This window comes from Streptomyces sp. NPDC104367, from assembly GCF_055583825.1.
Genome location: NZ_JBVJND010000040.1, coordinates 19,598 through 38,713 on the forward strand (window position 1 = coordinate 19,598; position 19,116 = coordinate 38,713).

Here is a 19,116-nt window from a genome sequence, read left to right on the forward strand (position 1 = left end):
CGTGTGGGCCTTGTGGGCGTGGTGGGCCTTGTGGGCGTGGTGGGCCTTGTGGGCGTGGTGGGCCTTGTGGGCGTGGTGGGCCTTGTGGGCGTGGTGGGCCTTGTGGGCGTGGTGGGTCGTCGGCCGACGACCCGGTCGGCGAGCAGGCGCAGCACCCCCGTGTACGGGGTGGCGTCGGGCAGCCGCAGCAGGGTCCGGGCGAGCAGCCGCGCGGCCCACCAGGAGCCGGGGTCGCGGTCGAGGGCGTGCGCCAGATCCTGGAGCCGGGGCGCGAGCCGGGCGGGGCCGTGGTGGCGGTCCAGGAGCAGCAGTGCCTCGACGACCGGGCCGGCCCGGTGGTGCGGGACGGACCGCTGTGGGTGTGGGGTGCGGGGGCGGTGGACGAGGGCGCGCAGGGCCTCGTCCAGGTCGAGGTGCGTGCCCTGGAGCCAGTCGGCGAGTTCCTCGTGGGCGAAGCGGTAGCCGTCGCCGGCGGGCACCAGGAGGCCCTCGGTGAGTACGGCGTCGGCCCAGCCGGAGGGGCCGTCGCGGTGGGCCGGGAGGGGGCCAGGGGGGAACACCGCCTCGAACGACTCCCGGTCCAGCCGGCCCTGTCCGGGCCCGAGGCTGCGCCGGGCGGCCTCGTGCACCTGTCCGGAGACCCTGGCCGCGAGACGCCGTACGGCGGTGCCGCGCAGTCCGTTCCCGGCGGCGAGCCGGACCGCGACACGCAGGCACGTCAGGTCGAGATGGGCGGCGAGGACGTCGTGCCGGTCGAGCGGGGCGGCGGCCGTGGTGGCCGGGGCGTCCAGGGCGGCCGGGGGCTCGGGGAGGGTGGCTCGGATGTCGGAGAGCAGGCTGAGGGTGAGTGGGTGGTGGGCGTCGCGGTCGGTGAGGGTGCCGTCGGGGATGCCGTAGCGGGCGCGGGCCCGGTGGGCTTCGTCCGGGGTGAGGTCGGTGAGCCGGACGTACGGCGGCTCGGGGCCGGACGCGGGGCCGTGCAGCAGGCCGGGCGGGAACGCGGCGCCGGCCTGCTCCCAGTACTCCTCGCGGCAGGCCACCAGGAGGCGGGCGCCGGTGTCTCGGAGCCAGTCCGCGGTGCCGGTGGTCCAGGCGCCGAGCCGGTGTGCGAGGGCCCGGGGCATCTCCTCGGGGCCGTCCAGCAGGAGGAGCAGCGGTCGGCCGGCCCTCGCGGCGAGCCGGGCCAGCCGCTCCACGGTGACTTCGCCCAGGTCGCCCGGGAGCTGGTTGCGGGAGGCGGCGACGGCGCGGACCGCGTGCTCCAGGGAGCGGCGGGCGGCGTCGGCGACGGAGCCGTCGGCGTCCTTGAGGTCGGCGCCGCGGAGCATGAGGGTGGGGGCGGGGGCCGCGGCGCGGTCGCGCCGTGCCGCGAGGGCGGTGAGTTCGGTGGTGCGGCCGGTGCCGGGGGCGCCGACGAGGGCGAGGACCGAGCGGGTGCCGGTGGCTTCGGCAAACGCCGTGAGCTCTTCGGAGAGGGCGACTCGTTCGACGGGGAACAGGGGATCGGCTCCGCCGAAAGGGACCGCGAGCGCGGGTGGCATCGAGGCTGCGGGTCCGTCGGGGCTTGGCGCGCCGTTCCCCGCGCCCCTTCGGTACGCCGTGGCCACGGCAGCTTGCTCGGCAAGGTCCGTGGAGCAGCCAGCCGCGGGTGGCACCGAGACTGCGGGAGCGTCGGGGCTTGGCGCGCCGTTCCCCGCGCCCCTTCGGTACGCCGTGGCCACGGCGGGCTGTCCGGCGAGGTCCGTGGAGTATGTGGCTGTGGGGCCGTCGGGGCTTGGGGTGCTGTTCCTTGCGGCCCTTTGGTCTGCCGGGCCCGGGGTGGTCTGTTCGGTGGGGGCTTGGTGGGCACGGGATGCGGTGGTCAGTTGGAGGATGGCTGCGGGGTTGAGGTCGGGGCCGTAGGCCGGGACCGTGGCGGCGTTGCGGGTGAGGAGGTCGGCGAGGGGGCCGGGGCCGGGGTGGTGGAGGGGGACGGCGAAGCCGACGTCCCGTCGGTCGGAGCGCAGGGCGGTGCCGAGGACGGCCAGGACGGCGCCGGTCCCGGCGTCGAGGACGGGCCCTCCCGCCGCCCCGCCGCCCAGGCGCAGCGCGTCCTGCCCTGCCGTGCCGATCGCCAGTTCCAGGGCGTCCTCGATGAGGTGGAAGCCGTCGGTGGCGGTGTACGTCACCTGTGTCGCGGCCAGTACCCGGGCCTCGCGCCAACGGTCGGCGGCGAGGCGTACGTAGGTGCCGGCCGGGACGTGCTCCCGTACGGTGACCGGCAGCGGCTCCACGCCCAGGCCCTCGGTGCGGACCAGCGCCAGGTCGAGGGCGGGCAGCGGGACGACGGCGTCGGAGCCGACCACGCAGACGCGGTCACCGGCCGCCTGGAGCACGATCCGGGCGAGGCCGTCGACGGCCTCGTGGCTGGTGACGAGCGTTCCCTGGTGGTCGGCGAGGAAGCCGGTGCCGCGCGGGCGCCCGGCGAGGTCCCGGACCCGGACCAGCCGCGCGTCGGGCCCTGCCGCCGTGTCCCGTCGCGCCTCCCCCGTACCGCCCGCCGCCCGGCGACCGCTCCCGGACCACGGGCCCCGTCCCACCATGATCGAACCTCCCCGCGCCGTCGCCCGCCCGCGGCCGAGCCGCCGGGCAGGCCCTCGTCACCGACCGTAGGGGCGAAATGATCAGCGGGACAGGGCCGGTGTCGAACGCGCCCCCCTCCGCTCCCCCGGTTCACTCCGAGCGCCTGCTCGGTCGGGTGAATAGGCCGGGGCGGGTGGATACACCCTAGGGGTGGGGGAACCGAGGGGGGACCGTGGAGCGGCGACGGCGCAAGACCCCGTGGTCGCCGCTCCACGGGCAGGTCTCAGGAGAACACGGCGAGGCTCTTGGCCTTGCCCTTCTCCTCCTCGACGAGCGCGAGGAAGCGCCCCTCGGGATCGAACACGGCGACGGGACCGGCGGCGGCGTACGTGTCGGGCATCTCCAGCCGCACGCCGTTGGTGAGCAGCCGGGCCCGCTTGGCGTCGACGTTCCAGCGCCGGAAGGCGGCGTTCGCCGCGTCCGCGATCGGCATGACGGTCAGCTCCTGCTGGAGCTGGTCGAGGGTGCGTGCCGACTCCAGCTTGTACGGCCCCACGCGCGTCCTGCGCAGCGCGGTGAGGTGACCGCCGACGCCCAGGTCGGCGCCCAGGTCGCGGGCGAGGGCGCGGATGTAGGTGCCGGAGGAGCAGACGACGGAGACGACCAGGTCGAGGACGGGGGTGCCGTCCTCGGCGACGGCGTCCCGGACGTCGTACACGGCGAAGGACGAGACGGTGACCGGGCGGGCCGGGATCTCGAACTCCTCGCCCTCGCGCGCACGCTTGTACGACCGCACGCCGTCGATCTTGATGGCGCTGACCTTGGACGGCACCTGCATGATGGCGCCGGTCAGCTTGGCGATGCCGGCGTCGACGCCCTCACGGGTGACCCCGGAGGCGTCGGCGGACGAGGTGATCTCGCCCTCGGCATCGTCGGTGAGCGTGTTCTGCCCGAGGCGGATCGTCCCCAGGTACTCCTTCTCCGTGAGGGCGAGGTGCCCGAGGAGCTTGGTCGCCCTCTCGATGCCGAGGACGAGGACGCCGGTGGCCATCGGGTCGAGGGTGCCGGCGTGCCCGACGCGCCGGGTGCGGGCGATGCCCCGCATCTTGGCGACGACGTCGTGCGAAGTGAAGCCCGACGGCTTGTCGACGATGACAAGGCCGTCGGGCGGGGTGGGCTTGCTGGTCATTCGGCGGCGTCGTCCGTCTCGTCGGCGGCGTCCTCGCCCGGCTTGCGGTACGGGTCGGCCTCTCCGGCGTAGTCGGCGCCCGCGGAGGCCTCACGGACCTTCGCGTCGGACTGGCGCGCCCGGTCGAGGAGGTCCTCGATGTTGCGGGCGGTGTCCGGGAGGGCGTCCGCCACGAAGGCGAGGGTCGGCGTGAACTTCACACCGGCGGCACGGCCGACCTCGGACCGGAGGATGCCCTTGGCGCTCTCCAGACCGGCGGCGGCGGCCTTCCGCTCCTCCTCGTCGCCGTACACCGTGTAGAAGACGGTCGCCTCCCTGAGGTCACCCGTGACCCGGGTGTCCGTGATGGTGACGTGGGTGCCGAGCCGCGGGTCCTTGATCCCGCGCTGCAGCTTCTGGGCCACCACCTCTCGGATGAGGTCCGCCAGCCTTTTCGCCCGCGCGTTGTCGGCCACTGGTCCGTCTCCCGTTCTTTCTTCTTGTCGTTCTCAAGTCTCAGGTCTAGTCGTCGTCGCCGTGGAAACGCCGTCGCACGGACAGCAGTTCCACCTCGGGGCGGCCGGCGACCAGCCGTTCGCACCGGTCGAGTACGTCGGTCAGGTGCGCGGCGTCGCCGGAGACCACGGCGAGGCCGATACCGGCCCTGCGGTGAAGGTCCAGATGGTCCACCTCGGCGGCGCTCACGGCGTACTTCCGCTGGAGTTCGGCGACGATCGGGCGGACGACGGAGCGCTTCTCCTTGAGCGAGTGGATGTCGCCGAGGAGGAGGTCGAAGGACAGGGTCCCCACGTACATGTATGCAACCGGTTAACCCGCCGGCTCGGGATCGATGGCCCTGTCAGGAACGGTACCCCGTCCCTGCCGGGGGCTCGACCGACTTTCCGCCGCCGTGACCGGGGGCTCCGCCCCGGACCACGGGCCGAGCCCTCAGCGGGAAAAGTGCCGGCCGACGGAAGCGGACTCCCGTCGGCCGGCACCAACCGTGGGTGTTACGCCCGCGGCTTCTCGCGCATCTCGTACGTCGCGATGACGTCGTCGATCTTGATGTCGTTGAAGTTTCCGAGGTTGATACCGCCCTCGTAGCCTTCGCGGATCTCGGTGACGTCGTCCTTGAAGCGGCGCAGGCCCTCGATGTTGAGGTTCTCCGCGATGACCTTGCCGTCGCGGACGAGGCGGGCCTTCGTGTTGCGCTTGACCTCGCCCGAGCGGATGAGGACACCGGCGATGTTGCCCAGCTTGGACGACTTGAAGACCTCGCGGATCTCCGCCGTACCGAGCTCGACCTCTTCGTACTCCGGCTTGAGCATGCCCTTGAGGGCCGCCTCGATCTCCTCGATCGCCTGGTAGATGACCGAGTAGTACCGGACGTCCACGCCCTCGCGCTCGGCCATCTGCGCCGCGCGGCCGGCCGCGCGGACGTTGAAGCCGATGACGATGGCGTCGGAGCCCATCGCCAGGTCGATGTCGGACTCCGTGACCGCACCGACGCCGCGGTGCAGGACGCGGATGTCGACCTCTTCGCCGACGTCCAGCTGGAGCAGGGAGGACTCGAGAGCCTCGACGGAACCGGAAGCGTCACCCTTGATGATGAGGTTGAGCTGCTGGATCTCGCCGGCCTTGAGCACCTTGTCCAGGTCCTCGAGGGACACACGGCGCGTGCGCTTCGCGAAGGCCGCGTTGCGCTCGCGCGCCGCACGCTTCTCCGCGATCTGGCGGGCCGTACGGTCCTCCTCGACCACGAGGAAGTTGTCGCCGGCGCCCGGGACGTTGGTCAGACCCAGGACCTGGACCGGCGTGGAGGGGCCGGCCTCGGCGACGTTGTTGCCGTTGTCGTCGAGCATGGCGCGGACGCGACCGTAGGCGTCGCCCACGACCATCGTGTCGCCGACCCGCAGGGTGCCTCGCTGGACGAGGACCGTCGCCACGGCACCGCGGCCGCGGTCGAGACGGGACTCGATGGAGATGCCCTGCGCGTCCTGGTTCGGGTTGGCCCGCAGGTCGAGCGAGGCGTCCGCGGTGAGGACCACGGCCTCCAGCAGCGAGTCGATGTGCAGACCCTGCTTGGCGGAGATGTCGACGAACATGGTGTCGCCGCCGTACTCCTCGGCCACCAGGCCGTACTCGGTCAGCTGACCGCGCACCTTGGTCGGGTCGGCACCCTCGACGTCGATCTTGTTGACCGCGACGACGATCGGGACGTCGGCCGCCTTGGCGTGGTTGAGCGCCTCGACCGTCTGCGGCATGACGCCGTCGTTGGCCGCGACGACCAGGATCGCGATGTCGGTCGACTTCGCACCACGGGCACGCATGGCGGTGAACGCCTCGTGACCCGGGGTGTCGATGAAGGTGATCTTGCGCTCTTCGTCGTTGACCTCGGTGGAGACCTGGTAGGCACCGATGTGCTGGGTGATGCCGCCGGCCTCGCCCGCGATGACGTTCGTCTTGCGGATGGCGTCGAGCAGTCGGGTCTTACCGTGGTCGACGTGACCCATGACGGTGACGACCGGGGGACGGACCACCAGGTCGTCCTCGTCGCCCTCGTCCTCGCCGAACTCGATGTCGAAGGACTCGAGCAGCTCGCGGTCCTCCTCCTCCGGGCTGACGATCTGAACCGTGTAGTTCATCTCGCCCGCGAGGAGCTGGAGCGTCTCGTCGGAGACGGACTGCGTGGCCGTGACCATCTCGCCGAGGTTCATCATGACCGCGACGAGCGACGCCGGGTTGGCGTTGATCTTCTCCGCGAAGTCGGTGAGCGACGCGCCGCGGGAGAGACGGATGCTCTCGCCGTTGCCGCGCGGCAGCATCACGCCGCCGACGCTCGGGGCCTGCATGGCCTCGTACTCCTGGCGACGCTGCCGCTTCGACTTGCGACCGCGACGCGCCGGACCGCCGGGACGGCCGAAGGCGCCCTGCGTGCCACCACGGCCGCCGGGACCGCCCGGACGTCCGCCGAAGCCGGGACGACCGCCGCCGCCACCGCCGGGACCGCCGCCGAAGCCGCCGCCGCCACCGGGGCCACCGCCACCGGGACGGCCGGCGAAGCCGCCGCCGCCACCGGGACGGGCACCGCCGGCACCGCCGCCGGGACGGCCGGCGAAGCCGCCGCCACCGGGACGACCGGCACCGCCGCCGGGACGACCCGCACCGCCGGGACCGCGACCGCCGCCACCGGGGCCGGGACGCGGGCCGGCAGCGGGACGCTGCGGCATCATGCCGGGGTTGGGACGCGGACCCGCGGCACCGCCGCCGGGACGCGGACCGCCCTGCGGACGGGGCATGCCGGACGGGCTCGGACGAGCGCCGCCGGGAGCCTGGGGACGCGGACCGCCGCCCTGGGCGCCGGGCGCCTGCGGACGGGGAGCACCGCCGGGGCCGCCGGGGCCGGGACGCGGACCGCCCTGCGGGCGCGGGGCCTGCGGACGGGCCATGCCGGTGGAGCCACCGGAGGTGAAGGGGTTGTTGCCCGGACGCGGACCGGCCGGACGGGCACCGCCCGGACGCTGGCCCTGGCCGCCGGGGCGCGGGGCGCCCTGGCCGGGACGGGCCTGGCCCTGACCGGGGGCCGGACGGCCACCGGGACGCGGGGCACCCTGACCCTGACCCTGACCCTGGCCCTGACGCGGGCCGTTGCCGGGACGCGGACCCTGCGCGGCGGCCGGGCTCGGCGCCGCGGCGGCCGGAGGCGCCGGCGGGGCCGTGAACTCGGGCGCGGCCGGGGCCGGACGCGGGGCGGGCTTGGGGCCCGGGACGGGACGCGGGCCGGACGCGGCCGGCGCGGGGGTGACCGGGGCCGGAGCCGCGGGCGCCGCCGGAGCCGCGGGCGCGGCCGGGGGCTGCGGGGCCGCCGGACGCGGGGCGCCCGGCTTCGGGGCACCCGGACGGGCCGACTGCGCCGGAGAGGGCGCGCCGGGCTTGGGGGCCGCCTTGCGCGGGGCGGACTTGCCGCTGCCGCCGCCCTGGAGGGCGTCGGTCAGCTTGCGTACAACAGGCGCCTCGATCGTCGAGGACGCCGAACGGACGAATTCACCGAGTTCCTGGAGCTTGGCCATGACGACCTTGCTCTCAACCCCGAACTCCTTGGCGAGTTCGTATACCCGGACCTTAGCCACTTCGCTCCTTTTAGGTCCGGGTGTGTCCGGACCGTCGCTACTTCATGGGCGTACTCATCGCGTGCTCATCGAGTGCTCATCGCAATCTCGACCTACTTCCAACTCGCGGGGTACCAGAGCCGCACGGACGTTCCGAACGACGCTTCTTACGGTGTTACTGCTCGACGTACCGGCGCAACGCCTTTACGTCGAGCGGACCCGGGGCGCGCAGCGCCCGCGGGAGTGCCCGGCGGCGCACCGCCTGGTCCAGACAGACCTGGGCGGGGTGTACATATGCACCCCGGCCGGGCAGCGTACCGCGAGGATCGGGAACGCAATCCTCCCCGACCGCCACGATCCGCAGCAGTTCGGTCTTGGCCGCTCGCTGCCTGCACCCCACACAGGTGCGCTCAGGGCATGCGCGGGCACGCGTCCGGCCAGACACCGCTAAGTCTACCTCCCCGCACCGACCTCACCCCTTCGGGGCAAAGATCGAACGGCTGTTGTCGTAATCCAAGCGACCTGCGGCTTGGAACTATTCCCCCCGTCCGGGTGAATCCGGGCCGGGGGAACGGGTCGTCTACTCGGGCGCCAGCTCGGTGTCCGGGCGGATGTCGATCCGCCAGCCGGTGAGCCGGGCGGCGAGACGGGCGTTCTGTCCCTCTTTGCCGATCGCCAGCGAGAGCTGGTAGTCCGGCACGGTGACCCGGGCGGACCGGGACGCCAGGTCCACGACCTCGACCTTGGAGACACGGGCCGGGGACAGCGCGTTCGCCACCATCTCGGCCGGGTCGTCCGACCAGTCGACGATGTCGATCTTCTCGCCGTTCAGCTCGCCCATGACGTTGCGGACGCGGCCGCCCATGGGGCCGATGCAGGCGCCCTTGGCGTTCAGGCCCGAACGGGTGGAGCGGACCGCGATCTTCGTGCGGTGGCCGGCCTCGCGGGCGATGGCGGCGATCTCGACGGACCCGTCGGCGATCTCCGGCACCTCCAGCGCGAAGAGCTTCTTCACGAGGTTCGGGTGGGTGCGGGACAGGGTCACGGACGGACCGCGGACACCCTTGGCGACCCGGACGACGTACGACCGCAGCCGCATCCCGTGCGGGTAGGTCTCGCCGGGCACCTGCTCCTGCACCGGCAGGATGGCCTCCAGCTTGCCGATGTCGACGAGCACGTTCTTCGGGTCGCGGCCCTGCTGGACCACACCGGTGACGATGTCGCCCTCGCGGCCGGCGTACTCGCCGAGCGTGGCGTCGTCCTCGGCGTCGCGCAGCCGCTGCAGGATCACCTGCTTGGCGGTGGTGGCGGCGATCCGCCCGAAGTCGGTCGGGGTGTCGTCGAAGTCGCGCGCCTCCTGCCCCTCCTCCAGGTCCTCGGGGTCCTCCTTCGCCCACACGGTCACGTGCCCGGTGTTCCGGTCGAGCACCACGCGCGCGTGGCGGCGGCTTCCCTCGGTGCGGTGGTAGGCGATGAGGAGGGCCGACTCGATCGCCCCGACCAGCAGGTCGAAGGAGATCTCCTTCTCCCGGACCAAGCCCCGCAGGGCGCTCATGTCGATGTCCACGGCTACGCCTCCTCTTCCTTCTCGTTCTTGTCCTTGCGGTTGAACTCGACCTGCACGCGCGCCTTGTCGATGTCGGCGAAGGCGAGTCTGCGGGAGGTGGCCTTGCGGCCCTTGACGCCGGGCACCTCCAGGTCGAGGCCCTCGTCGTCGACCTCCAGGATCCTGGCGACCAGTTCCCCGCCGCCCTCGGTCAGCTGGAACCTCACCAGGCGGTCGAGCGCGCGCACGTAGTGCCGGTGTTCCTTGAGCGAGCGCTCGGCGCCCGGGGTGCCGACCTCAAGGGTGTACTCCGCCTCGCCCATCGCGTCGGTCTCGTCGAGCTTCGCCGAGAGCTCACGGCTCACATCGGCGATCTGGTCCAGGTCCGCCCCGGTGTCGGAGTCGACGACCACGCGCAGTACCCGCTTGCGGCCCACGGAGTCCACGGCGATCTCTTCGAGATCCAGGCCCTGGGAGGTGACGAGCGGTTCCAGGAGCTCTCGCAGCCTCTCGCTCTGGGTGGTGCTCATCCGGGTGACTCCTCGGCCGCGTGTGCTGTTGTGGGATGGGGCGCGTGTCTGGTCAAAGGGTATCCGGTCGCGGGGAGTGTTGCCGTCCACATCGGCCTGCGACGGCCGAGCCGGTGACGCCGGTCGAGCGGAAGCGCGGGTACCGTGATCGTTGCGGGCCGCCCTCCCGCGCGTGTGTTCGTACGAGCCCCCGAGGACGTCTGCCGTGCCGTTCCCCTCGCTCTCGCGCATCCCCTCGGGGGTACGCAGAAGGAGCCTGATCGTCTCCGCGGCCTCGGCCGTCGTGCTGACGGGCTGCTCCACCGGTTCCGACTCCGCCGGCGGCGCCGGCACCCCTTCGGCCGCCTCGCGGGCACGCGCGCGTGCGGCCCGGGACAGCGAGGGGCTGCTGCGGCAGTACGACGCCGTCCTCGCCGTCCATCCGGCGCTCACGGAGCGGCTGCGGCCGCTGCGGTCGGAGGTGGCGGCGCACGCGGCGGCGTTCCGGGAGGGCACGGCTTCCCCCACGGCCACCGGCTCGCCGTCGGCCACGGCATCGGCATCGGCATCGGCATCGGCATCGGCATCGGCCACAACATCAACATCGGCCACGGCGTCGGGCTCCGCCGCGGTCCCCACCGACGAGAAGTCCGCGCTGAGCGGACTGGCCGCGGCCGAGCGGAGCCTCGCCGACCGGCGGGCCAAGGCTCTGCTGGAGGCGCCGGGCGAGCTGGCCCGGCTGCTGGCGGCGGTGGCGGCGGCCGGCGCCGGGCACGCGTACCTGCTGACGAAGGGCGACCGGTGAGCGACGAGGCCAGGGCGGGCGTCCTGAAGGCGCTGCAGGCGGCGCTGGCCGCCGAGCACGCGGCGGTGTACGGGTACGGGGTCGTCGGCGGCCGGGTCGGCGAGCGGCGGCTGGCCGAGGCGCGCTCGGCGTACGCCGCGCACCGCGCGGGCCGGGACGCGCTGGCCCGCGAGGTACGTGACCTGGGCGGTGAGCCCGTCGCCGCGAGCGCGGCGTACGCGCTGCCGTTCTCGGTGGCGGACGCGGCGGCCGCCGTACGGCTCGCCGCCGATCTGGAGGAGCGGGTGGCCGACGTGTACTCCGACCTGGTCCGGGCGTCCTCCGGCCAGCGGCGCGGGACGGCGGCCGGGGCGCTGCGGGAGGCCGCGGTGCGGGCGGTGCGCTGGCGCGGGGGGAGCGTAGCCTTCCCTGGGCTCGCCGAGCGGGACGCGCCGCTGGGAGAAGCCGGCGGTTCGGCCTCCCCCTCGGCCTCGGGGACCCCCTAGAGCGGCGCCGGAACGGCACCGGAGCAGAACCGGAGCAGGAAGGGAACGACTCGCGTATGGCTTTCGAACCGCCGCGGCGCCTGGTGAGGGCGCTCGGTGAGACGGCGCCGGACGGTGACGAGTGGCTGGAGAAGCTGCCCAGTGCGGTGGAACGGGCCGTCGCGCTACGCGAGTTGACCGTGGAGCGGGTGCAGGTGCCGGGCGGCCGCGGCAGCGTCGTACTGCTGGTGCGGCGGGCGGACGGCACCCCGGCGGTGCTGAAGCTGGCGCCCCCGCGGGCCCGGCCGGAGAGCGAGGCGGCGGCGCTGGCGCACTGGGCCGGACTGGGCGCGGTGCAGCTGCTGGAGGCCGACGCGGCGGAAGGGGCGCTGCTGCTGGAGCGGCTGCACCCGGAGGTCTCGGTGCGGTCGCTGCCCGAGGCGAAGGCGCTGCTGGAGGCGGCGGGGACGCTGCGGCGGCTGTGGGTGGAGCCGCCGGACGGCCATCGGTTCGAGACCGTGGCCGAGCGGACCGGGCGGCAGGCGGCGGCGATGGCCTCGGCGGCCGGCGACGCCGACGTGGCGCCGCTGGTGCGGGCCGCGGTCGCGGCCCGGGAGGAGCTGCTGGCCGCGCCGCCGGAGCGACGGCTGCTGCACGGCACGTTCCGGCAGAGCAAGGTGCTGGCCGGGGAGCGGCTGCCGTGGCTGGCGGTGGGGCCGGATCCGGTGGTCGGGGAGTGCGCGTTCGATCTGGCGCGGCTGGTGCGGGACCGGGTGGAGGACCTGATCGCGTCCCCCTCGGGGGCGTCCATCACCCGGCGGCGGATCAAGCGGCTCGCGGAGTCGCTGGAGGTGGATCAGGAGCGGCTGCGGGGGTGGACGTTGTTCCGGGCGGTGGAGTCGGGCGTGCGGGCGCTGCGCGTGGGGCGGCCCAGGGACGCGGAGCTGCTGCTCGAATTCGCCGGGTGGGTCTGACGGGTTTGGGTGCGGGTGCGTGGGGCTGGTCGCGCGGTTCCCCGTTCCCCTAACGGGGCGCTCCGTCCTCCCTCGGTCTCAGGGCCAGGACCGGGCAGTCGGCCGCTGCTCTGCGGGCTCGTTTGCGGGTGCGGGGCGGTATGGGGCGGCCGTCGACCAGGGGGTAGCCCCATTCGTCCAGGGTGATGTGCTCCGGCAGGAGTTCCGCGCACAGGCCGTGGCCCTGGCAGGAGGTCCAGTCGATGTCTATGTGCTGGTCCATGTCAGATCTCCTCGGTGGGTACGGGGAGCAGCGGGGTGCGGTCGGTCGCGGTGCAGTGGCCCTGCGCGTGGGCGTCCAGTTCCGTGGTGAAGGTCGTGAGCGCGCTGCGGACCAGGCGGATCGTGCCGTCGGGGTGGTGGCAGGCGCCCCGGCCCGCCACCAGGCCGGCCCAGCGGGAGATGTCGGTGCGGGCGGTGCCCTGGGGGCCCGGCGTGGCCAGGGTCCGGAAGGCCGCGGCCATCCGCGGGAGGCCGTTGAGGCAGGGGCCGCACTGGCCCGCCGACTGGAGCGCCAGGTAGCGCAGGACGCGGGCGGTCTCGGTCAGGCCGCAGCGGTCGGCGGGCAGGGCGGCCAGGACGCCCGCGCCCAGGTACGCCGAGGACAGCGGGACCCGGGCGGCCTCCGCGGCCGGGATCCAGGTGCCGTGGTAGCCGCCGACCAGGGCCGCGGAGGCGCCCTCCAGGGGCAGGAGGCGGCCGACGGGCATGCCGAACGGGGCTTCCACGACCCGGACTTCGCGGCCGGGGACGTGCAGGGTGCAGAGCGTGCTGCCGGGGTCGGCGGGGGTGCCCGCGGCGCGGAACCACTGGGCGCCGTAGCGGGCCGTCAGGGCCAGGTGGGCGAGGGTCTCGACATTCTGGACCAGGGTCGGGGCGCGGCGCACCCCGCGTTCGCGGACCGGCGGGTCCGGGTGGACGGGGCGGGCGGGACCGCCGGAGAGGTACTGGACCAGGGCCGAGGCCTGGCCGGAGAGGAAGCGGCCGGGCAGGCGGACGACGCGGACCCGGACCGGGTCTCGGCGCTGGGCGAGGGCCGACTCCAGGGAGGAGGCGCCGTCCTCGACGGCGAGGTGGGCCTCCCCCGCGCCGATCGCCTCGGCCGCCAGCTGGAGCCCGTCCAGGACCAGATGGGGTGAGAGGCGGAGCAGGGTCTTGTCCTTGTGGCTGGCCGGCTCGCTCTCCGCGCCGTTCGCCACGACGACCGGGACGCGCCCGGTGCGGCGGGCCGCGTCGGCGACGGCGACGAACTTGCGGTACGCCGGGAAGCCCGCCCCGCCGCGTCCGGTGAGGCCGGATTCGGCGAGCGTGCGCAGCAGGGCGGCCGGATCGCCGTAGGAGAGCGGGCCGTAGCGTTGTTCGTGGGTGGTGAGGTCGGCCGGGGTGCCGCCGGGGGCCAGCAGGCGTGGGGGCATGTGGACATCCGTGGTGAGCGTGGTCATCAGTGGGCCCCTTCGGTGTGCAGGAGTGCGGCCGGGGTCCGGCGGGAGGTGCGGACGGCGTGTGCGGTGCGCAGGGCGAAGGCGGTGACCACGGTCGCCACACAGGTCACGGTGAGCCAGGTCATCCAGTCGGTGCCGGTGTCCGTGCCGATGCCGATGCCGTGCACCAGGGCGACGGGCCAGGAGGCGTACGCCAGCCGGTGCACGGCCCGCCAGGCGCGGTGGCCGAGCCGGTCGCGCAGGAGGCTGGTGACCAGGACCGCGAGCATCAGGTCGAGGGCGACCGTGCCGAGGCCGAGCCAGAGCGGCTGGTAGGCGGAGACGAAGGGGACGAAGGCGTCCAGGACCGTGATGTCGACGTAGCCGTCCACGACCGCCACCGCGATGTGCAGGGCCAGGAAGGCGGTCGCGGACAGGGAGAGGGTGCGGTGCAGGGTGACCGTGCCGAAGCGCGGCAGGCCCGGCAGGCGGGTGCGCAGGCGGACGGCGATGCCGAGCAGGACGACAACCGTGAAGAGGACCAGGCAGACGGCGCCGGTGGCCCGGTTCGCGTACCAGAGGGTCTCGGAGGTCATGCCGCCGCCTCCAGCGCGGGGGCGGCGGCGGGCCAGCCCGGGGTGGTGACGACCGTGCCGTCGTGGGTGACCAGCCGGGAGGGCAGGCCGAGGCGGGTCAGCCAGCGCTCCGCGCCGGCGCCCTTGACCAGGGCCGCCGTGGTCGCCGCGTTGGCGTCGGCGCAGGTGCCGGCGGCCACCGAGACGGTCCGCCACGGCGAGCGGACGGGCAGGCCGGTGCGCGGGTCGACGATGTGGTGCAGGTCGTGGCCGCCGCGCTGCCAGCGGCGGGCGGTGGTGCCGGAGGTGGCGAGGCCTCCGGAGCGCATGCCGACGGTGTCGTACGAGCCCCGCGCGGGCGTCTCGCCGACCGGGCCGGTGACGTCCTGGACGCGGATCTGCCAGCCGCCCGCCGGGGGCTCGCCGGCGACGGCCGTGTCGCCGCCGAGGCTCACCAGGACCCCGCAGCCGGCCGCGCCGGCCAGGGTCCGCGCGGCCCGGTCGGCGGCCCAGGCCTTGGCGGTGGCGCCCAGGTCGAGGCGGACGCCCTCGGGGACGGTGACCGTACCGGTGGCGGCGTCGAGGGTGACCCTGCGCCAGCCGGGGGCGCGGCGGACCCGGAGGGAGACCGGGCGGTCGTCCTCGCGGACGAGGGTGAAGTCGCGGTCGTAGCCGAGCGCGGACATCGCCGAGCCGACGGTGGGGTCCACCGCTCCGTCGGTCGCCTCGGCCGCGCGCAGGGCGACGGCGAGGGCCTCGGCGAGCAGCGGGCTGACCCGGACGGGGCGGCCGTGGGCGGTGTCGAGGGCGGCGAGTTCGGAGTCGGCGCGGAACCGGCTGCAGGCCGCGTCCACCTCGGCGAGGTGCCGGGCGAGGAGCAGGTTGCAGGAGTCCAGCAGGGCCGGGTCGGTGACGACCAGGCGGACGGTGGTGCCGAGGGCGCGCCAGTCGGCGGCGGCCGTGGTGCGCGGCGCGGTGGTGGTCACGACGCCCCCGAGGTGGAGTCGCCGGAGCCGCTGCCGGAGGTGAGCCCGTCGGAGGAGGACTGGAGGTCCGAGGACGAGGAGGAGGATGAGGATGAGGACGACGAACCCGACGAGCCGGAGGAGCCGGACGAGTCGGTCGACTCCGAGCTCGACGAACTTCCGCTGTCGGAGCCGGACTTGGAGCTGGAGCCGGAGCTGGAGCTCGATGTCGTGCCCGTGCTGCCGCTAGCCGTCGTGTCGGCGTCCGACTGCATCGTGCCGACCAGGGCGAACACCCCGGCCGCCGCCGCCAGCGTGATCGCCGCGCCGAGGGCCGCCGTACGGCGGGCGCCGCGGCGGACGGCCGCGGCCGCGCCCTTCTCCCCCGGCCGCTCGCCCTGCCGCTCGCCCGGCCGGCTGCGTTGCGCTCTCCCGGTCATGACCGATCCCCTCCCACGTGACTCTCTGTCACGTATTACGTTCGGGTATCGGCCTGAGAGAACTCTGTGAGCCGCCCATACGGAACGGAAGAACTCTCTGAGACGCGTCTGAGAATGCGGGACGGCCGCCGGTGGGTCACCGGCGGCCGTCCGAAGGGAAGTCGGGTCAGCTCGCGGACAGGCGGGCGATCGCCTCGTCCACCGTCAGCTCCTCGCGCTCGCCCGTCCTGCGGTCCTTGAGCTCCAGGACGCCCTCGCCGGAGCGGCGGCCGGCGACCAGGATCTGCGGTACGCCGATGAGTTCGGCGTCCGTGAACTTCACGCCCGGGGAGACCCCGGCCCGGTCGTCGACGAGGACGCGCAGCCCGGCCGCGCGCAGCTTCTCGGAGACGTCCAGGGCGAGTTCGGTCTGGAGCGCCTTGCCGGCGGCGACCACGTGCACGTCGGCCGGGGCGACCTCGCGGGACCAGACCAGGCCGTGCTCGTCGGCGGTCTGCTCGGCGAGGGCGGCTACGGCGCGGGAGACGCCGATGCCGTAGGAGCCCATGGTGACGCGGACCGGCTTGCCGTGCTGGCCGAGGACGTCGAGCTTGAGGGCGTCGGCGTACTTGCGGCCCAGCTGGAAGATGTGGCCGATCTCGATGGCGCGGTCCAGCTTGAGGCCGGTGCCGCAGTTCGGGCAGGGGTCGCCCTCCCGCACGACGACGACGTCGACGTAGGCGTCGACCGTGAAGTCGCGGTCGGCCACGACGTTCCTGGCGTGCGTGCCCTCCTTGTTGGCGCCGGTGATCCAGGAGGTGCCGGGGGCCACCCGCGGGTCGGCGATGTACTTCACCTTCTCGCCGAGACCCTGCGGGCCGACGTAGCCGCGGACCAGGTCGGGGCGGCCGGCGAAGTCCGACTCGGTGACCAGTTCGACGGTGGCCGGGGCGAAGTGCGCCTCGACCTTGTCCAGGTCGACCTCGCGGTCGCCCGGGACGCCGACGGCCACGATCTCGCCGTCGACCTTCACCAGGAGGTTCTTCAGGGTGTCGGAGGCCTGGACACCGAGGTGCGCGGCGAGGGTCTCGATGGTCGGGGTGTCCGGGGTGGGGATCTCCTCCAGCGCGGGCACGCCGGTGGCGTCGGCCGGCTTGAGCTGGTAGGCGATCGCCTCGGTGTTGGCCGCGAAGTCGCAGTTCGGGCAGTCGGCGAAGGTGTCCTCGCCGGCCTCGGCCGGGGCCAGGAACTCCTCCGACTTCGAGCCGCCCATGGCGCCGGCGGTGGCCGCGCAGATGCGGTAGTCGAGGCCGAGGCGCTCGAAGATCCGCTGGTAGGCCTGGCGGTGCAGGGCGTAGGAGTGGGCGAGGCCGTCGTCGTCCAGGTCGAAGGAGTAGGAGTCCTTCATCAGGAACTCGCGGCCGCGCAGGATGCCGGCCCGCGGACGGGCCTCGTCGCGGTACTTGTTCTGGATCTGGTAGAGGATGACCGGCAGGTCCTTGTAGGAGGACGCCTGGTCCTTCACCAGCAGGGTGAAGATCTCCTCGTGGGTGGGGCCGAGCAGGTAGTCGCCGCCCTTGCGGTCCTGGAGGCGGAAGAGCTCGGCGCCGTACTCGTCCCAGCGGCCGGTCGCCTCGTACGGCTCCCGGGGCAGGATGGCCGGGAGCAGCACCTCCTGGGCGCCGATCGCGTCCATCTCCTCGCGGACGATGCGCTCGATGTTGGACAGGACGCGCAGGCCGAGCGGCAGCCACGACCAGATGCCGGCCGCGGTGCGGCGGACGTAGCCGGCGCGGACGAGGAGCTTGTGGCTGAGGACCTCGGCGTCCGCCGGGTCGTCACGCAGCGTCTTCGCCATCAACTGGGACATGCGTTGGACCGGTGCGTTCGCCATGGTTCTCGTACTCCTGCCGGGAAAGGTTGATGGCTAGGAGGTTAGCCGGGGTTGCTGTGCCGGTGGAAATCCGTTAATGGCGGCCGGTTCATCCGCGGCGCAGCGGCAGCGGGGCGCCCATCACGGCGTACGGCTTCGGGGCGCTGGGGAAGTGGACCTGGCGGGCGAGGTCGGTGTAGCCGAGGGAGTGGTAGAGGCCGCGGGCCGGGCTGTCGGTGTCGATCGCGGAGAGGATCGAGCGGGGCTCGGCGGCGGCGTCGGTGATCAGGGTGATCAGACGGCGGCCGACGCCGCGGTTCTGGTGGCGCGGGTGGACGTGCAGCTCGGTGATGACGAAGGAGTCGTCGAGCCAGTCGGCGTTGCCCTGGGCGCGGAGGTAGGGCTCCACGACGGTGGACCACCAGTGGGTGCGGGAGTTGGGCATGCCGTAGACGAAGCCGACCAGCAGGCCGGCCGCGGTGGCGCCGAGGGCCCTGGCGCCGGGGTGCTGCATGTGGCGCAGGACGATCTGGCGGCGGACGGCCACCTCGTCGGGGCCGAGACCGAAGGCGACGGCCTGGACCGCTAGGGCCTCGTCTACGTGCGCGGAGAGGTCCAGGGGGCCGATCACGAGGTCCATGGAGGGAGGGTACAGGTGGGTTCCGCTTGCCGTCCGGCCGGTTGTCGTGCGACCGCGAGCGCGTCGTGGGCGCGTCGTGGGCGCGTCGTGGGCGGCTAGAACAGCACGCTCATGAACGCGCCGACCTCCTGGAAGCCGACCCTCTGGTACGTCCGTCTCGCGGCGGTGTTGAAGTCGTTGACGTAGAGGCTGACCGTCGGGGCCACGTCGGCCAGGGCGTAGCGCAGGACCGCCGCCATGCCGGGGGCCGCCAGGCCCCTGCCCCGGTACTCGGGGGCCACCCAGACGCCCTGGATCTGGCAGGCCTCGGCGGTCGCCGCGCCGATCTCGGCCTTGAAGACGACCTTGCCGTCGTCGTCGAGCCGGGCGAAGGAGCGGCCGGAGCCGACGAGTTCGGCGACCCGTGCCTGGTAGAGGAGGCCGCCGTCGCCGGCCATCGGGGAGACGCCCACCTCCTCGGTGAACATCGCCACGCAGGCCGGCATGATCGCCTCCATCTCGTCCTTGCGGATGCGGCGGACGTACGGATCCGGGGCGATGTCGGCGGGCATGCGGTCGGTGACCATCAGGGGCTGGTGGGCGCGGATCTCGCGGGCGGGGCCCCAGTGCGGTTCCAGGAGGCGCCACAGCTGGGCGGTGGCCTCGGAGGGGCCGACGATGGAGGAGCAGCGGCGGCCGGCCCTGCGGGCGCGGTCGGCGAAGGCCCGGATGGCGCGCGGGGTGGCGCAGATCGGGACGAGGTTGGCGCCGGCGTAGCAGAGGGACGTGAGCATGCCGTCCTCGTACCAGCCCCACATCTCGCCGCCGAGGCGCCAGGGGTCCAGGCCGGCGACCTGGACGCGTGAGGTCACGAAGGCGTTCGCGACCGGCTCGCGGTCGAGTACGGCGAGCGCGGCGTCCAGGTCACTCGGTTCGAGCACCCGTGAGGTGGTCTGCGTCAACACGTGCGGGGCCTCACGCTGAGGGGTTCTGCTTGATCTCCGCACTGTACCTGCGGAAGCTGAGCCGCGCCGCCCGGTGGGGGGTGCTGTGCGCTTCCGGGCGGGG

General features: G+C 73.9%; 19 protein-coding genes. 3 read left to right on the top strand and 16 right to left on the bottom strand.

The window, feature by feature from the left end; genetic code table 11:
* The 8 genes from ACZ619_RS39445 to rimP form a co-directional block, all read right to left on the bottom strand.
* Positions 1-2,582, bottom strand: a 2,582-nt coding sequence (locus ACZ619_RS39445; protein ID WP_469609873.1) for a trypsin-like peptidase domain-containing protein, incomplete at its 3' end; no start/stop codon positions are given.
* A gap of 263 nt (positions 2,583-2,845) precedes the next feature.
* Entirely contained in the window at positions 2,846-3,751 is a 906-nt protein-coding gene (gene truB / locus ACZ619_RS39450; RefSeq protein WP_469609876.1) for a tRNA pseudouridine(55) synthase TruB, read from the bottom strand.
* Positions 3,748-4,206: a 30S ribosome-binding factor RbfA gene (gene rbfA / locus ACZ619_RS39455; RefSeq protein WP_469609879.1), complete on the bottom strand. Its 459-nt coding sequence runs from the start codon at positions 4,204-4,206 to the stop codon at positions 3,748-3,750. The genes truB and rbfA overlap by 4 nt, the downstream gene beginning before the upstream one ends.
* Positions 4,207-4,252: 46 nt before the next feature.
* Positions 4,253-4,546: a DUF503 domain-containing protein gene (locus ACZ619_RS39460; RefSeq protein ID WP_189263952.1), complete on the bottom strand. Its 294-nt coding sequence runs from the start codon at positions 4,544-4,546 to the stop codon at positions 4,253-4,255.
* Positions 4,547-4,740: 194 nt separating this feature from the next.
* Positions 4,741-7,860, bottom strand: a complete 3,120-nt coding sequence (infB, locus tag ACZ619_RS39465; protein ID WP_469609882.1) for a translation initiation factor IF-2 — start codon at positions 7,858-7,860, stop codon at positions 4,741-4,743.
* A gap of 154 nt (positions 7,861-8,014) precedes the next feature.
* Positions 8,015-8,284: a YlxR family protein gene (locus ACZ619_RS39470; RefSeq protein WP_469609884.1), complete on the bottom strand. Its 270-nt coding sequence runs from the start codon at positions 8,282-8,284 to the stop codon at positions 8,015-8,017.
* A gap of 135 nt (positions 8,285-8,419) precedes the next feature.
* Complete coding sequence (gene nusA, locus ACZ619_RS39475; RefSeq protein ID WP_469609886.1) at positions 8,420-9,406, bottom strand: transcription termination factor NusA; 987 nt, start codon at positions 9,404-9,406, stop codon at positions 8,420-8,422.
* Between the two features lie 2 nt (positions 9,407-9,408).
* Entirely contained in the window at positions 9,409-9,915 is a 507-nt protein-coding gene (rimP, locus tag ACZ619_RS39480; protein ID WP_469609889.1) for a ribosome maturation factor RimP, read from the bottom strand.
* Positions 9,916-10,120: 205 nt separating this feature from the next.
* Between rimP and ACZ619_RS39485 the strand changes: the two genes are divergently transcribed.
* From ACZ619_RS39485 to ACZ619_RS39495, 3 genes are read left to right on the top strand one after another with little or no spacing between them, the layout of a single operon-like run.
* On the top strand, positions 10,121-10,699 hold the full coding sequence (locus ACZ619_RS39485) for a hypothetical protein (protein ID WP_469609891.1): 579 nt from the start codon (positions 10,121-10,123) through the stop codon (positions 10,697-10,699).
* Positions 10,696-11,184 carry a DUF4439 domain-containing protein gene (locus tag ACZ619_RS39490; protein ID WP_469609893.1) on the top strand — a complete coding sequence of 163 codons (489 nt, stop codon included), beginning with the start codon at positions 10,696-10,698 and terminating at the stop codon, positions 11,182-11,184. The genes ACZ619_RS39485 and ACZ619_RS39490 overlap by 4 nt, the downstream gene beginning before the upstream one ends.
* Positions 11,185-11,240: 56 nt before the next feature.
* A complete protein-coding gene (locus ACZ619_RS39495) occupies positions 11,241-12,137 on the top strand; it encodes an aminoglycoside phosphotransferase family protein (protein WP_469609895.1) in 897 nt (298 codons plus the stop codon).
* A 49-nt stretch (positions 12,138-12,186) separates the two neighbouring features.
* On the opposite strand, the gene ACZ619_RS39500 is transcribed toward ACZ619_RS39495, so the two are convergent.
* The 8 genes from ACZ619_RS39500 to ACZ619_RS39535 form a co-directional block, all read right to left on the bottom strand.
* Positions 12,187-12,399, bottom strand: coding sequence for a ferredoxin (locus ACZ619_RS39500; protein ID WP_469609898.1), 213 nt, complete (start codon positions 12,397-12,399; stop codon positions 12,187-12,189).
* Position 12,400: 1 nt separating this feature from the next.
* Positions 12,401-13,618: an NADH-ubiquinone oxidoreductase-F iron-sulfur binding region domain-containing protein gene (locus ACZ619_RS39505; RefSeq protein ID WP_469609901.1), complete on the bottom strand. Its 1,218-nt coding sequence runs from the start codon at positions 13,616-13,618 to the stop codon at positions 12,401-12,403.
* A complete protein-coding gene (locus ACZ619_RS39510) occupies positions 13,618-14,193 on the bottom strand; it encodes a ferric reductase-like transmembrane domain-containing protein (protein ID WP_469609903.1) in 576 nt (191 codons plus the stop codon). The genes ACZ619_RS39505 and ACZ619_RS39510 overlap by 1 nt, the downstream gene beginning before the upstream one ends.
* Positions 14,190-15,158: an FAD:protein FMN transferase gene (locus ACZ619_RS39515; RefSeq protein ID WP_469609905.1), complete on the bottom strand. Its 969-nt coding sequence runs from the start codon at positions 15,156-15,158 to the stop codon at positions 14,190-14,192. Before ACZ619_RS39515 ends, ACZ619_RS39510 begins: the two co-directional genes overlap by 4 nt.
* Complete coding sequence (locus ACZ619_RS39520) at positions 15,155-15,577, bottom strand: hypothetical protein (protein ID WP_469609906.1); 423 nt, start codon at positions 15,575-15,577, stop codon at positions 15,155-15,157. Before ACZ619_RS39520 ends, ACZ619_RS39515 begins: the two co-directional genes overlap by 4 nt.
* Positions 15,578-15,743: 166 nt before the next feature.
* Positions 15,744-17,450: a proline--tRNA ligase gene (locus ACZ619_RS39525; protein ID WP_469609909.1), complete on the bottom strand. Its 1,707-nt coding sequence runs from the start codon at positions 17,448-17,450 to the stop codon at positions 15,744-15,746.
* Positions 17,451-17,538: 88 nt separating this feature from the next.
* Positions 17,539-18,069 (bottom strand): GNAT family N-acetyltransferase, encoded by a 531-nt coding sequence (locus tag ACZ619_RS39530; protein WP_469609912.1) that lies wholly within the window; start codon positions 18,067-18,069, stop codon positions 17,539-17,541.
* Between the two features lie 95 nt (positions 18,070-18,164).
* Positions 18,165-19,013: a GNAT family N-acetyltransferase gene (locus tag ACZ619_RS39535; RefSeq protein ID WP_469609914.1), complete on the bottom strand. Its 849-nt coding sequence runs from the start codon at positions 19,011-19,013 to the stop codon at positions 18,165-18,167.
* Positions 19,014-19,116: the final 103 nt, after the last annotated feature.

Bases quoted from the DNA above. Each gene is read 5' to 3' on its own strand.
- ACZ619_RS39510 (WP_469609903.1), bottom strand. From the start codon at position 14,193: ATGACCTCCGAGACCCTCTGGTACGCGAACCGGGCCACCGGCGCCGTC.
- ACZ619_RS39520 (WP_469609906.1), bottom strand. From the start codon at position 15,577: ATGACCGGGAGAGCGCAACGCAGCCGGCCGGGCGAGCGGCAGGGCGAG.
- ACZ619_RS39525 (WP_469609909.1), bottom strand. From the start codon at position 17,450: ATGGCGAACGCACCGGTCCAACGCATGTCCCAGTTGATGGCGAAGACG.
- truB (WP_469609876.1), bottom strand. From the start codon at position 3,751: ATGACCAGCAAGCCCACCCCGCCCGACGGCCTTGTCATCGTCGACAAG.
- ACZ619_RS39505 (WP_469609901.1), bottom strand. From the start codon at position 13,618: ATGACCACGCTCACCACGGATGTCCACATGCCCCCACGCCTGCTGGCC.
- ACZ619_RS39495 (WP_469609895.1), top strand. From the start codon at position 11,241: ATGGCTTTCGAACCGCCGCGGCGCCTGGTGAGGGCGCTCGGTGAGACG.
- rimP (WP_469609889.1), bottom strand. From the start codon at position 9,915: ATGAGCACCACCCAGAGCGAGAGGCTGCGAGAGCTCCTGGAACCGCTC.
- ACZ619_RS39530 (WP_469609912.1), bottom strand. From the start codon at position 18,069: ATGGACCTCGTGATCGGCCCCCTGGACCTCTCCGCGCACGTAGACGAG.
- ACZ619_RS39460 (WP_189263952.1), bottom strand. From the start codon at position 4,546: ATGTACGTGGGGACCCTGTCCTTCGACCTCCTCCTCGGCGACATCCAC.
- ACZ619_RS39500 (WP_469609898.1), bottom strand. From the start codon at position 12,399: ATGGACCAGCACATAGACATCGACTGGACCTCCTGCCAGGGCCACGGC.